The sequence below is a fragment of the Pseudogemmobacter hezensis genome (assembly GCF_013155295.1).
In the GTDB taxonomy this organism is placed as follows: Bacteria; Pseudomonadota; Alphaproteobacteria; order Rhodobacterales; family Rhodobacteraceae; genus Pseudogemmobacter; species Pseudogemmobacter hezensis.
In genome coordinates this window covers 1-12,493 of record NZ_JABJXT010000018.1, presented here as the reverse complement: position 1 = coordinate 12,493, position 12,493 = coordinate 1, and the positions used below count along the sequence as shown (strand labels likewise).

Below are 12,493 nucleotides of genomic sequence, written 5' to 3'. Positions count from 1 at the left end.
GGGCCAGGCATGTTAGTGATGCGCGCGGCGTTCAGGCCAGGGCGGCTTTGACCGTCACGGCCAGCGGCGTGGTCGGGCGGCCAATCAGGCCGGACAGGGTCTTGCTGTCGTCAAAAAGCGCCCCCTTCGCGGTCTGCGCGTCGCTGTCAGCCAGGATCGCGGCAAAGCCCGGATGCAGGCCGAAACCTTCCAGCGCCTTTGCATAGTCAGCCTCGGGCAGGTTCACATAGGCCACGGGCTTTCCGGCCTGCTTTGCGACCTCGGCCGCCAGATCCGCGCCGGTGAAAGCGGTGTCGCCTGCCAGCTCATAGACCTTGTTCTCATGACCCGCGCCGGTCGCGGTGACGGCAATCGCCTCGGCGTAGTCCTGGCGGGCGGCGGCGGAATAGCGCCCCTCACCTGCCGCGCCGATGATCGCGCCGTGTTCGATCGCGGGGGCCAGCGTCCCGGTCAGGTTCTCGGTATACCAGCCATTTCTGAGGATCGTATAGGCCAGCCCCGAGGCCTTCAGCGCGGCTTCGGTCTCAATATGTTCGGCCGCCAGCTTCATCGTCGAGGCATCGCCCTTCAGCAGCGAGGTATAGATGATACGCTGCACGCCCGCCGCTTTGGCCGCCTCAATCACCGCCTTATGCTGCGGAAAGCGCTTGCCGACCTCATTGGCCGAGATCAGCACCAGGGTCTCAACCCCTTTCAGCGCGGCCGGATCCGCTTTGTCATAGTCGAAAGCACGCGCCTCGACGCCCAGATCGGTGGCCTTTTCAGGGCTGCGCACCAAAGCGATGGGGGCTGCGCCACGGGCTTTGGTGGCGGCAATGGCAAGGCGGCCCAGCTGGCCGGTGGCCCCGGTAATGGCAATGGTCATCGTGAACTCCTGCAACAGGGATTGGATTCGGATTTGACCCTGACCTGATACAGGAATACTTACAATTCGTAAGTACTGATGATTTTGTAAGTATAGGCGAATGACGCACAGCATATCTGAAAGCCGCGCACAGGCGCTGATCGGGGCCTGGAGCCGGGGCGATGTCCTGGCCGAGGCCTGCCCCTCGCGGCGGATCCTGCAGCATCTGACCAGCCGCTGGGGCACTTTGGTGATGGTGGTGCTGGCAACCGGGCCGCAGCGCTTTTCAGGCCTGAAGCGCCAGGTGAAAGGCGTCAGCGAGCGGATGCTGTCGCAGGTGCTGAAGGATCTTGAGGCCGATGGTTTCGTGCTGCGCACCGCGCATCCGGTGATGCCACCGCATGTCGATTACCAGCTGACGCCGCTGGGCGAGGCAGCCGCCGCGCGGCTGATCGAACTTGTGGGCTGGATCGAGGCAGAGCTGGCGACGATCCTGGCGGCGGGTCCTCAGACCGGGCGACAGGCGGGCCCTCAGGCGGCCCCTCAGGCGGGCCCTGACGGGAATCCGACACCTGGCCTGCCCCAGACAGAAAAGGACAGAATCGGCGCAGACTGAGAGGCCCTTGCGCCTATCCTGCAAGGGGCCTCCCCCGATCAGACCCGGTCGTTCAGGCCGCGATACCGGGCAAAGGCGCGGCAGACATAATGCGCGTCACACCATGCGCAGGCGCCTCACGCAGATCGCTCCATTTCATCAGCTCGATGGCAAGCCGGTTTCGCGCCCCCCCCTCACGGTTCAGATTGCCCCAGAACCCATGCGCGGCAATGCTGCGGCGCCAGGGCTGAAACGCAGGCAGCAGCGCATGTTTGGTCAGCGCCCAGCCAAAGGCGTTCAGCAAGCAGGCCATGCCGAAGAACCACAGGTAATACTGATGCTCGACCGTGCTTAAAGACAGGAAGCGCGCCGAGGAAAGCGCCGCGAGATGACCACCCGCCACCAGCAGACAAATCACCGCCGCCACCCCGTAAAACCACGCGATAAAGCGGCCCGCATTCTGCATATAGCGCCAATCGCTGCGCCGGATCGTCATTGCCAGCCCCGCCAGCATCACCATCATCGGCACGATGCCGCCAATCAGCAGGCACCCCAAAGCTGTAAGGAAAAGATAGAAAGCCAGCAGCGAATATGAAGAACCCGGGATCCGTGACATCTGCAATCTGCCTTTTGCCTGAACAGTTTACGCCGCCTTCAGTCCTGGGGGCGCAATGTGTCAGTCATTCGGCGCAATGCCGGAAATTCACGGGCGTTTCAGATCACCCCGCCTTATTCGGCAACAATCACGGCAAAAGGCGGGGCTTTGCGGCCAATCCTGGGCATAATCACCTGTATTCAGGCAGGCCTGCCCCCGGAATCACAGCTCTGGCGGCCCGAAACGCGCGGTGATGCGATCGCGGATCTGATCGCGGGCCTGACGATAGGCGGACAGCTTCGCCTCGCGGCTTTCGCCAAGCCCGGTCGGGTCCAGGATCGGCCAGTACTCAACCTCCAGGTGATGCCAGCGCGTCAGCTCCAGCGCCTGGCGCTGGCTGGCGGGGGAAAGCGCCACGATCAGGTCAAACTGCCCCAGATCATCGCCCCATTCCTGCATTTCCTCGAAGGACCGCGCCCGATGCCGCGACAGCTCGATGCCGATCTCCTGGCAGACCGCGACCGAGAAGCCGTCGATCTCCATATCGTTCTTCACGCCGGCCGATTGCACATAGGCCCGCTGGCCGTAAAACTTCTTCATCATGCCCTCGGCCATCGGCGAGCGCACGGCGTTATGGTCGCAGCAGAACAGAACGGACTGCGGGAAATCGACCACCATTTACCCCCAGTGCAAAACGCAGATCAGGGTGAAAAGACGGCGCGCAGTGTCTTTATCGACCTCGGCCTTGCCCTCCAGCCGCTCCTGCAGGATCGCCGCGCCCTCATTGTGGATGCCGCGCCGTGCCATATCGATCGCCTCGATCTGGCTTGGCGGCAGGCGTTTAACAGCCTCAAAATAGCTTTCGCAGATCTGGAAATAATCCTTCACCACCTGGCGAAACGGCCCAAGGCTCAGGTGAAACTCACCGACCGGGCTCTCATCCTCGCAGGCAACACCGAATACCAGCCGCCCCTCGCGGATCGCCAGCGCCAGCCGGTATGGCCCTGCGGGCACCTCGCGCCCCTCACGCACCGGCAGGCCAAAGCTGTTCTCTTCCAGCAGATCGAAAATGGCGACCTTGCGTTCCTGCTCGATCTCAGGCGTCGGGCGCATCAGGCCCTGCTCATCAATCTCGATATGGCAAATGCAGTTGGTCATAGGGCGATTTCCGAACAATGCGTCACCCCTTGATGCCCGAGGCCGCGCCGTCACGCAAGCACTCCGCAGCCTTCCTTCATCTGTCTGAAAATATCCTCGGGGGGAAGGCCGCAGGCCGCTGGGGGGCAGACAGCCCCCCATGCCCGGCCCGAACAGTCAGCCCCCGTTCAGCCGGTCCAGCCGGGCCCTCACACTCAGCCCATGCGCCTCAAGGCTTTCCGACTTCGCCAGCCGCTCGGCCGCAGGCCCGATTGCCGCCAGCGCCCCGGGCGTCATCTTCGCAATCGTCGTGCGCTTCAGAAACTCCAGCACCGACAACCCGGATGAAAACCGCGCCGAACGTGCCGTCGGCAGCACATGGTTCGGGCCGCCGATGTAATCGCCAATCGCCTCGGGCGTCCATTGACCAAGGAAGATCGCCCCGGCATGGGTGATCTGCGCGGAAACCGCCTCGGGATCTTCGGTGCAGATCTCCAGATGCTCAGGCGCCACCCGGTTCGACAGCTCTGCCGCCTCGGCCAGATCACGCACCAGGATCACCGCCCCATTGTCGCGCCAGCTGGCCGATGCGATATCGCGCCGCTCCAGTGTCTCCAGCCGCTTCTCCAGCGCCGCCACACAGGCGCGGGCGAAATCCTCATCGGGCGTGACCAGAATCGCCTGGGCCGAGGCGTCATGCTCGGCCTGGCTCAGCATATCCAGCGCCACGAAATCCGGATCCGCGCTGCTGTCAGCAATCACCAGGATCTCTGACGGCCCCGCGATCATATCGATGCCGACCTTGCCAAAGACCCGCCGCTTCGCCGCCGCCACAAAGGCATTTCCGGGCCCGGTGATCTTGTCGACCGGGCGGATGGTTTCGGTCCCATAGGCCAGGGCCGCCACGGCCTGGGCACCGCCGATCCGGTAAATCGTATCGACCCCTGCCAGCTTTGCCGCATAGATCACCAGCGGATTGACCTCGCCGCCGGGCGTCGGGCAGGTGATCACCAGCCGCCCCACCCCCGCCACCCGCGCCGGGATCGCATTCATCAGAACCGAGGACGGATAAGAGGCCAGCCCCCCCGGCACATAAAGCCCCGCCGCCGAAACAGCCGTCCAGCGCCAGCCAAGAGTCGCGCCCTCTGGGTCGGTCCACAGCTGATCCTGGGGCATCTGGCGCACGTGATAGGCGCGGATGCGTTCCGCCGCCAGCGTCAGCGCCGCCGCATCCTCGGGCGAGACTTTGGCGCATTCCGCCTCGATCTCTGCGGGGGAGAAAGCCAGCTGATCGGGCGTCAGGCTCAGACGGTCAAAGCGGGCGGTCAGCTCGGTCACCGCCGCATCGCCCCTTGCCCGCACATCGGCGATGATCGCGGCGACGGCATCATCGACCTCGGGGCTGTCCTCGCGCTTCATGCCCAGAAACGCGGTGAACTCCGCCTCGAAATCTGCAGCCTTTGTGGAAAGGAACAGAGCCATCGCCCGCCTCCGCGCATGTGAAAATAGCCAGTTCCCCCGCGCATAGCGCGGGCGCTGCGCAAGGTAAAGCAGCGGGGTGCCTTCCGGGGCAAACACAAAGAAAAAGGGCGGGGCCCCTCTGGAACCCCGCCCTTCTGATCTGTTGGCCTCTGGCCTTATTCCGCCGGAGCGGTCTCAGCAGGCGCAGTCTCAGCGGGTTGCTCTTCGGCTTTCGGCGCAACCGCACCCGCATCACCTGCGGGCTCTGCCGCGGGGGCCGCTTCTGCCTCAACGCTCGCCCGAACGATCAGATCGGCGGGCTCAGCGACCGCGCCATTCAGCTCGCTCGGGCCACGCTTGATCTTATCGACCACATCCATGCCCTCAATCACCCGGCCGACGACGGTATATTGCCCGTCGAGGCCGGTATTCGGGGCCAGCATGATGAAGAACTGGCTGTTGGCCGAGTTCGGATCCTGGCTGCGGGCCATGCCGACGATCCCGCGATCAAACGAGATATCGGAAAATTCCGCAGGCAGATCAGGCAGATGCGAGCCACCGATGCCGGGGCCGACATATTCCGCCGGGATCTCCATCCCATCCAGCATCACGCTGCCCGGGGTCTGGCCTTTGGGCAAAGCGGCAATCGCCGCCTCGCGTTTGGCCGGGTTCCCGAAGGCCACATCGCCGGTCTGGGCCATGAAGCCCTCGATCACGCGGTGGAACGAGACACCGTCATAGGCGCCCTCTTTGGCCAGCGTGACGATCTGTTCGACATGCTTTGGCGCTTTGTCCGAGAGCAGGTCGATCACGACGCGGCCATTGGCCTCGCCCGAGATTTCCAGCACCAGATTCGGGCCCGGCAGATCCGGCACATCCTGCGCGAAGGCAGGGGCCGCCATCAGCAGCGAGGCTGCAAGAACCTTACGCAACATCAGCCGCAACCCTTACCGTGATCATGCGATCCGGGGTGACCGGCGGTTCACCACGGGTGATTTTATCGACGAATTCCATCCCCGAGATCACCCGGCCATAAACGGTATATTGCCCGTTCAGGAAGGAATTATTGGTGAAATTGATGAAGAACTGGCTATTGGCCGAGTTCGGGTTTTGCGAACGTGCAGCGCCGATGGTGCCACGCTCATGCGGCAGTTTGGAAAATTCTGCCGGCAGATCGTCATATTGCGACCCACCCGTGCCCGAGCGGCGCGGATTGTAGTCTTTTTCCATATTGGCGTGCTCGACATCGCCGGTCTGGGCCATAAAGCCCTCGATCACGCGGTGGAAAGCCACATTGTCATAGGCTTTGTCGCGGGCGAGCTGCTTCATACGCTCGACATGTTTCGGTGCGACATCCGGGAGAAGCTCGATCACCACTTCGCCGTCTTTCAGCGTCAGGATGATGGTGTTCTCGGGGTCCTTGATCTCGGCCATTGTGCTTCCCTTGCAGGCTTCTGGTCGGGCGGGAAATTAACCGCTGATCGTCCTGGGGGGAAGGGCAAATGGGCGTGATCGGTTGACGGGCCGGAAAAATGGGCCGAAAGAAACGGGGGAAACGCCGGGAAAACGCTGGGGCCGCCGCCCCTGTTAGCGCTAACCGAACCCTATACCCAACTGCAAACCCGACGGCTGACCAATAGGGACGGCTGCCGAAACGGAGAGAACCACATGGGCTGGAAAACGCTGGACGATATCGCACTCGCCGGAAAGACCGTGCTGACGCGGGTCGATATCAACGTGCCGATGGAGGGGGATCGCGTCTCTGACACCACCCGCATCGACAAGATCCGCCCCACCGTCGAGGATATCATCGCCCGTGGCGGCAAGGTCGTGCTGCTGGCGCATTTCGACCGCCCCAAAGGCAAGGTCGTGCCGGAAATGAGCCTGGGCCGTATCGCAAAAGCGCTTGAGGCCAGCCTTGGCCGCAAGGTGATCTTCTCGCCCGAAAGCATCGGTGAGGCGGCCCGTGCCGCCATTGCCTCAGCCGGGCAAAATGACGTTGTTTTGCTGGAAAACACCCGCTTTCACGCGGGCGAGGAAAAGAATGATCCGGCACTTGCGGCCGAATTTGCGGCGCTTGGCGATGTCTATGTGAATGACGCGTTTTCGGCCGCGCACCGGGCACATGCCTCTACCGAAGCGCTGGCCCGCGCGCTGCCCCATGCCGCAGGCCGGCTGATGGAGGCAGAGCTGAAGGCGCTCGACGCAGCCCTTGGCCAGCCCGCCCGCCCGGTGATTGCAGTCGTGGGCGGCGCGAAGGTTTCGACCAAACTCGATCTTCTGGGCAATCTGGTCGGCAAGGTGGATCACCTGGCCATTGGTGGCGGCATGGCCAATACCTTCCTCGTGGCGCAGGGGATCGAGGTCGGCAAATCGCTGGCTGAGCGTGATATGGCCGATACCGCCCGCGCCATCCTGAAAAAGGCCGAAGAGGCAGGCTGTCAGATCCATCTGCCGGTCGATGTGGTGGTCGCCCGCGAGTTCAAAGCAGGGGCCGCCAGCCAGATCACCAATGCATCAGGCTGCCCGGCGGATGCGATGATTCTCGACGCGGGCCCCGAGACGGTTGCCCGGCTGAAAGCGGTGATGGGCCAATGCGCCACGCTGATCTGGAACGGCCCGCTGGGCGCTTTCGAGATCCCGCCCTTTGACGGTGCGACGGTTGCTGCGGCGAAAGAGGCGGCACGGCTGACCGAGGCCGGACGCCTGATCTCTGTCGCGGGCGGCGGCGATACCGTGGCCGCGCTGAACCAGGCGGGGGCTGCGGGCGATTTCACCTTCATCTCGACGGCGGGCGGTGCCTTCCTTGAGTGGATGGAAGGCAAGGAATTGCCAGGGGTTGCCGCGCTGCAAAGCTGATCCCTGACTGCTGGCGCTAACAGGATTGCACGCGCCGGGGCGGAAAGGCTATGGCGCGTGCAAACCCTATCTTGATCCGGGAAGGATTGGACATGACCACTGAAAAGATGACGGCGCAGATCGGCAAGGGCCAGGGCTTTATCGCAGCCCTTGACCAGTCGGGCGGCTCGACGCCCAAGGCGCTGAAACTTTACGGCGTCGAGGCCGATGCCTGGTCTGATGAGGCCGGCATGTTCGACCTGGTTCATGCGATGCGCGCCCGGATCATCAAATCCCCGGCGTTCTCGGGCGAGAAAGTCATCGGCGCGATCCTCTTCGAGCAAACCATGGACCGCGAAATCGACGGCATCCCGACCGCCACCTATCTGTGGGAAAAGCGCGGCGTGGTGCCCTTCCTGAAGATCGACAAGGGTCTCGATGCCGAGGTGAACGGCTGCCAGGTCATGAAGCCGATGCCCGATCTCGACGCGCTTTTGCAAAAGGCGGTGCGGGCCGGGATCTATGGCACCAAGGAACGCTCGGTCATCTCTGCGGCGAATGAGGATGGCATCAAGGCGGTGGTCGATCAGCAGTTCGCCATCGCCAAACAGGTGATCAGCCATGGCCTGATGCCGATCGTCGAGCCCGAGGTGACCATCTCGATCACCGATAAGGCCGCCGCCGAGACGATCCTGCGCCGTGAGATCCTCGCCCATCTCGACGCCCTGCCCCAGGGCACGCAGGTCATGCTGAAGCTGACCATCCCGACTGAGGCGAATTTCTACGCGCCCCTCGTCGATCATCCGGCGGTGCTGAAACTGGTGGCGCTGTCGGGCGGCTATTCGCGCGATGAGGCCAATGCGCTTCTGGCCAAAAACCGCGGCATGATCGCCTCTTTCTCGCGGGCCCTGTCCGAGGGGCTGAAGGCCCAGCAATCCGAGGCCGAGTTTGACGCGACGCTGAAGGCGGCGGTCGATTCGATCCATGCGGCCTCTGTCGCGGGCTGATCGGTGGCAGGCTGATCGGCCGCAGGTCGGGCCCGTCGCGGCTGATATGCCTCAGGCCTGAAAACAAAGGGAATCCCGCCATTTGGGGGATTCCCTTTTGATTCGAGCTGTGCCATATTTCTGTCAAACGCCCCCATAAAGAGGGCGACAGGCGAGACGGGCAGCAGATGACCAGGCAACAACGGCGCAGCAATATGGGCGGGCTGATTTATTTCGCCCTGATGTTCACGCTGGGCGCTTACTTCACCTTTGCAGCGGTGCAGGGCGATTACGGCGTGTTTCGCCGGGTCGAAATCCGTGCCGAGGCTGCTGGCCTGACGGTTGAGCGTGACAGGCTGGCACTGCAGCTGGCCCGGATGGAAAACCTGACGCATCGGCTGTCGGATGACTATCTGGATATGGATCTGCTCGACGAACGCGCCCGCGATGTGCTGGGCTATATGCGCTCAAACGAGATCGTCATCCGCTAAGCCCGAATCCCGCTGCCGCATCTTCCCGTTCCCTTTCGGGACGTCATTGCAGCCTCATCACCAATCGCCCGCCTTGCAAGCCTCGGGCTGCAGGTTGAGAACAGCTCAAAACAACAGCGCATCCATTCGCCGGTCCGGCAGACCTCGCTGACCGGGAAAGCGCTGAAGCTGTTCCGCCCCGGCGGCGCAGGCCGCCAAACTCTTTGCGCATCCGCGCAAGGGGCGCGACGGAAGGGCTGGACCATGTCCGATACCTGGGCCTCCGATACCTGGGCCGCGGCTTGTCGAACCGGAACGGATCGACCGGGAACGGCGGATGGTTGAGCGCCGCATCAAGGTGGCTAACTTCCCGGCCGTCAAAAGCCTGGACAGCTTCGACTTTGCGGCCATCCCGAAGCTCAACATCGAGCGGGTGAACGCCAACGGTCAGAGAGAGCTCGCGAAGGGCAGCTGCATGAACGGGCCCGGTGCGAATGGATCGAACGTCCGGAGAATGTCATTGCCCTCGACCCGTCCGACACCGGCAAGACCCATGTCGACTTTTGCGCCGCCGTTGACATGCAGCAATGCGAGCCCATGAGGTTCCTCGGTGCACCGATGCAACGCGCAAGCCCTGGGCTGGAACCGAACACCATCCTCGGCCACGCCTATATGATCCCCTTCGACAACCGTAAGAAGGGCGTGACAGAGTTTCAGGTCGTTGTGGGCTACAAGGGCCTGATCGACTTCGCCCGACGCTCAGGCCACATCACCAGCATCTCGGCCAATATCCACTCTTCCGATGATGACCTCTGGGAATATGAGGAAGGCACCGAGGCCCGCCTGCGCCACCGTTCCGGCGTGATGCAGGGCGAAAAACTGCACGCATGGAGGCGTGTGCCAAGAGCTTATGGTGGGTGACCGCCTGCCCCAAAGCCTTGCCGAGATCCGAGTGTGGGCTGGCGGCGAACCAGTCTATGAGGATCCCGAAGGCTGGTATGGCCCACAAACACCCGGCGATTACTGCCTTTTGCGGCGTCAACCAGCAAGCAACCGCGATGAGGATAGGTGGAATCGCGGGATGGTCGGATGATGGCTGGCAGACGTTCACCCGGAAGCGCGGCAGACTGGCCTCAATCCCGGTGACGCCGCGACTGGGCGGTTTGATCGACGCCATGCCCCAGGGGCAAACCCACCTGATCATCAATAAGGCCGGCGCGCCTTACAGCCACGAAAACTATCTCGGAGATGCGGTCAGCGAATGGCGTGACAAATTGGGAATGCGGAAAGAACTTCGCCTCTACGATGCCAGAGGCACCGCAGCCACCCGGCTGCTTGCGGCCGGCGCTGAGCTCAAAGAGATCGCAGTCGCTATGGGGTGGTCGATCAAACATGCGGCTGAAGTGATCGAAAACTACGTCGCCCTATCGCCCCAAATGGCAGACGGAATCGGCGATAAACTCGCTCTGCTGCGGAGCAGAGCAGGAACAAAACTGTAAAATCTGGTGTAAAATCTGCACCAGCATATCTGCCAAGTGCTGGTCGGGGCGGAGAGAACAAAATCACGCTTTTTCCAAGACCTTAATTTCAAACAAGTATCTGTATTTTAGCGACTATTCTTGACCACACTGTAGCATATGACTGTAACACACGGCAGTTCCACATGCTGCAGTTCTGGCCCTTCCAAGTCACCTGTTCCGGCGCGGTGCCGCCTATTCCGCAAGGATGCGGGTTCCGCTTGATCTGGTGGAGATCCTGGGCAAGCGCGAACTGGTGCAGACTATTGGCACGACCGATCCGACCGCAGCGAAGCGCCGCCTCTATCCCGTGAACGCCTGATGGCAGCGCGGCTTTGACGACCTTCGCGCCCGCCGTGCGCTGGTTCCTGCTGACCGTGACCATGCGGTGTGGGATCATTACACAGATGCCCTTGACCACGACGACAAGGAACGCGCCAGCCAGCCGACCGAAGCTGATATTCAGGATGCGCGGGCTGTCGAGTTCATCCGACCCCATGCCGCTTTCCCGGTTTTTCACCGAACTGTTCAGCCGCGCCACAAGCTGGCTGCACTGGCCCCCGTCCGAGGTCTGGAACACATCGGTGGCCGAGATCGTCACGGCGCTGGAAGCGCAGGCAGAGCGCGAACTGCGCCTTGCTGGCATCCCATCCGACAACGGCAAGGGGCCAGAGGTATATACGCCTGAGCGCCTGCGCGAGATTGAAGCCGATGGAATAGACCCCGCCGTTGATCGCGCCGCGCTTCAGGCATTGAAAGCGAGGCACCAATGAGAACGATTCACCTTCACGGCAGCTTGGGCGCTGAGTTCGGCCACAAAATCAGGCTGGCGGTTGATACCGTGGAAGAGGCCATTCAGGCCCTGCAAGCGAACTTCCCCAAGTTCTTCAACCATATCCGCAACGGCCACTTCCGGGTGATCGTCGGAAAGACCCAAAAGAACGGCATGGAATTGGATGAAGCCATGTTGCCGGGCTTCAAACTTGGCAATCAGGAGCTGTTCGTTACCCCGGTTATCAAAGGTTCAAAGGGCGGTGGCGTTGGCAAGATCATTGCAGGCGTTGCGCTGATCGGGCTTGCCGCCTTCGATGGCGCGGCCCTTGCTGCCCCGCTGTTCGCGGGCGGCAGCATGAGCATGGGTTCCATTGCTGGTGCGATGGGAACTAGCCTCATGCTTACCGGCGTGGCCACTATGCTGGCCCCCGAACTGAAAGCTGAGGAAACTGAAAAGTCCTTCACCATGACCGGCCCGCAAAACACCACCCGCGAGGGCGGCATCATCCCTATTGCTTATGGCCGCGTCTGGACGAGTGGCACCCTGATTAACGAGGCGCTGAGTATCAACCAGAAGGGCAGCAAGACCAGCACCGATGCAGGCGGCTTGTTCAAGCAGATCGGCGGGAAGTAGTGCCAGCGCCACCCCGCCTTTGTTCTTGTGGTGCCATTGTTCCGGCTGGTGATCTATGCGCTTGCCAGCGTGACACCATCCGCGCCCGCAAGCGCCGGTATGATGCGACCCGCCCGAACAGTCGCCAGCGCGGTTACACGCGCCAATGGGAAGCCCTGCGGGCTGAGTTCCTGCGCCAGCACCCGACTTGTGCCTTCTGCGGTGCTGGTGCCGAGGTTGTGGACCATATCCAGCGCCACCACGGTAACGTGGCGCTGGTGATGAACTGGAACAATCTTCAGTCGCTCTGCAAGCATTGCCACGACTCCGAGAAGAAACGACGAGAGCGGGGCCACTATTGAAAGACAAACCCTCGATCAGAAACGAACGCATTTTCGTTCGGATCAAAGACGTAGTTTACGTTGTCAGCTGCTATTATGTGGAAACCATTTTTTATTTCTCGCGCGACGCCCCAATGACGCCCATTCACCATTCCGTCATGAATGCTTCTCAACTCAATCCTTTTACCATCCACCAGGCTTTGTTGCGCTATTCGGCTTGGGGGCGCAGATACCCCTTTCCCGGTTATCTTCAGCGCATGCGGACGGTCTCGGGCGTTCCGAGTGATGTGAAGCGGTTCATGAGTGCGATGCGGATCTGAAC

Annotated in this window: 18 protein-coding genes and 1 pseudogene; 11 read left to right on the top strand and 8 right to left on the bottom strand. The window is 62.1% G+C overall.

The window, feature by feature from the left end:
* Nucleotides 1-31 precede the first annotated feature (31 nt).
* A complete protein-coding gene (locus tag HOY34_RS16890; RefSeq protein ID WP_172364991.1) occupies nt 32-865 on the bottom strand; it encodes an SDR family oxidoreductase in 834 nt (277 codons plus the stop codon).
* A 100-nt stretch (nt 866-965) separates the two neighbouring features.
* Here HOY34_RS16890 and HOY34_RS16885 point away from each other — a divergent pair, with 100 nt between their 5' ends.
* Entirely contained in the window at nt 966-1,460 is a 495-nt protein-coding gene (locus HOY34_RS16885; protein WP_172364989.1) for a winged helix-turn-helix transcriptional regulator, read from the top strand.
* Between the two features lie 52 nt (nt 1,461-1,512).
* On the opposite strand, the gene HOY34_RS16880 is transcribed toward HOY34_RS16885, so the two are convergent.
* From HOY34_RS16880 to HOY34_RS16855, 6 genes are all read right to left on the bottom strand, one after another.
* Complete coding sequence (locus tag HOY34_RS16880; protein ID WP_172364987.1) at nt 1,513-2,055, bottom strand: hypothetical protein; 543 nt, start codon at nt 2,053-2,055, stop codon at nt 1,513-1,515.
* Nucleotides 2,056-2,256: 201 nt separating this feature from the next.
* Entirely contained in the window at nt 2,257-2,712 is a 456-nt protein-coding gene (locus HOY34_RS16875) for an arsenate-mycothiol transferase ArsC (RefSeq protein ID WP_172364985.1), read from the bottom strand.
* Complete coding sequence (locus HOY34_RS16870) at nt 2,713-3,192, bottom strand: UPF0262 family protein (protein WP_172364983.1); 480 nt, start codon at nt 3,190-3,192, stop codon at nt 2,713-2,715.
* Between the two features lie 156 nt (nt 3,193-3,348).
* On the bottom strand, nt 3,349-4,653 hold the full coding sequence (gene hisD / locus HOY34_RS16865) for a histidinol dehydrogenase (RefSeq protein WP_172364981.1): 1,305 nt from the start codon (nt 4,651-4,653) through the stop codon (nt 3,349-3,351).
* Nucleotides 4,654-4,808: 155 nt separating this feature from the next.
* A complete protein-coding gene (locus tag HOY34_RS16860; protein WP_172364979.1) occupies nt 4,809-5,567 on the bottom strand; it encodes a peptidylprolyl isomerase in 759 nt (252 codons plus the stop codon).
* Complete coding sequence (locus tag HOY34_RS16855; RefSeq protein ID WP_172364978.1) at nt 5,557-6,066, bottom strand: peptidylprolyl isomerase; 510 nt, start codon at nt 6,064-6,066, stop codon at nt 5,557-5,559. The genes HOY34_RS16860 and HOY34_RS16855 overlap by 11 nt, the downstream gene beginning before the upstream one ends.
* Nucleotides 6,067-6,300: 234 nt before the next feature.
* Between HOY34_RS16855 and HOY34_RS16850 the strand changes: the two genes are divergently transcribed.
* The 10 genes and pseudogenes from HOY34_RS16850 to HOY34_RS22475 all read left to right on the top strand — a co-directional run bounded on the left by HOY34_RS16850 (nt 6,301) and on the right by HOY34_RS22475 (nt 12,192).
* Complete coding sequence (locus HOY34_RS16850; RefSeq protein WP_172364976.1) at nt 6,301-7,491, top strand: phosphoglycerate kinase; 1,191 nt, start codon at nt 6,301-6,303, stop codon at nt 7,489-7,491.
* A 92-nt stretch (nt 7,492-7,583) separates the two neighbouring features.
* Entirely contained in the window at nt 7,584-8,477 is an 894-nt protein-coding gene (locus HOY34_RS16845; RefSeq protein WP_172364974.1) for a fructose bisphosphate aldolase, read from the top strand.
* 167 nt (nt 8,478-8,644) lie between these two features.
* Nucleotides 8,645-8,947, top strand: a complete 303-nt coding sequence (locus HOY34_RS16840) for an FtsB family cell division protein (protein WP_172364972.1) — start codon at nt 8,645-8,647, stop codon at nt 8,945-8,947.
* A gap of 224 nt (nt 8,948-9,171) precedes the next feature.
* A pseudogene (locus tag HOY34_RS16835) lies at nt 9,172-9,484 on the top strand (ATP-binding protein); the annotation flags it as partial.
* A gap of 60 nt (nt 9,485-9,544) precedes the next feature.
* Nucleotides 9,545-9,847 carry a recombinase RecT gene (locus tag HOY34_RS16830; protein ID WP_253944524.1) on the top strand — a complete coding sequence of 101 codons (303 nt, stop codon included), beginning with the start codon at nt 9,545-9,547 and terminating at the stop codon, nt 9,845-9,847.
* A 77-nt stretch (nt 9,848-9,924) separates the two neighbouring features.
* Nucleotides 9,925-10,425 carry a site-specific integrase gene (locus HOY34_RS16825; RefSeq protein ID WP_172364970.1) on the top strand — a complete coding sequence of 167 codons (501 nt, stop codon included), beginning with the start codon at nt 9,925-9,927 and terminating at the stop codon, nt 10,423-10,425.
* Nucleotides 10,426-10,600: 175 nt separating this feature from the next.
* Entirely contained in the window at nt 10,601-10,765 is a 165-nt protein-coding gene (locus HOY34_RS22480; protein ID WP_366926978.1) for a DUF6538 domain-containing protein, read from the top strand.
* A 13-nt stretch (nt 10,766-10,778) separates the two neighbouring features.
* Nucleotides 10,779-11,216: a hypothetical protein gene (locus tag HOY34_RS16820; protein ID WP_172364968.1), complete on the top strand. Its 438-nt coding sequence runs from the start codon at nt 10,779-10,781 to the stop codon at nt 11,214-11,216.
* Nucleotides 11,213-11,851, top strand: coding sequence for a tail assembly protein (locus tag HOY34_RS16815; RefSeq protein ID WP_172364966.1), 639 nt, complete (start codon nt 11,213-11,215; stop codon nt 11,849-11,851). Before HOY34_RS16820 ends, HOY34_RS16815 begins: the two co-directional genes overlap by 4 nt.
* The gene (locus tag HOY34_RS22475; protein WP_172364964.1) at nt 11,851-12,192 is read left to right on the top strand and encodes an HNH endonuclease; all 342 of its coding nucleotides are present in this window, start codon (nt 11,851-11,853) and stop codon (nt 12,190-12,192) included. Before HOY34_RS16815 ends, HOY34_RS22475 begins: the two co-directional genes overlap by 1 nt.
* Here HOY34_RS22475 and HOY34_RS21875 read toward each other — a convergent pair.
* The coding region (locus HOY34_RS21875; RefSeq protein WP_216654814.1) for a hypothetical protein at nt 12,186-12,493 on the bottom strand (308 nt) is incomplete at its 5' end. The two genes, HOY34_RS22475 and HOY34_RS21875, sit on opposite strands and share 7 nt — an antisense overlap.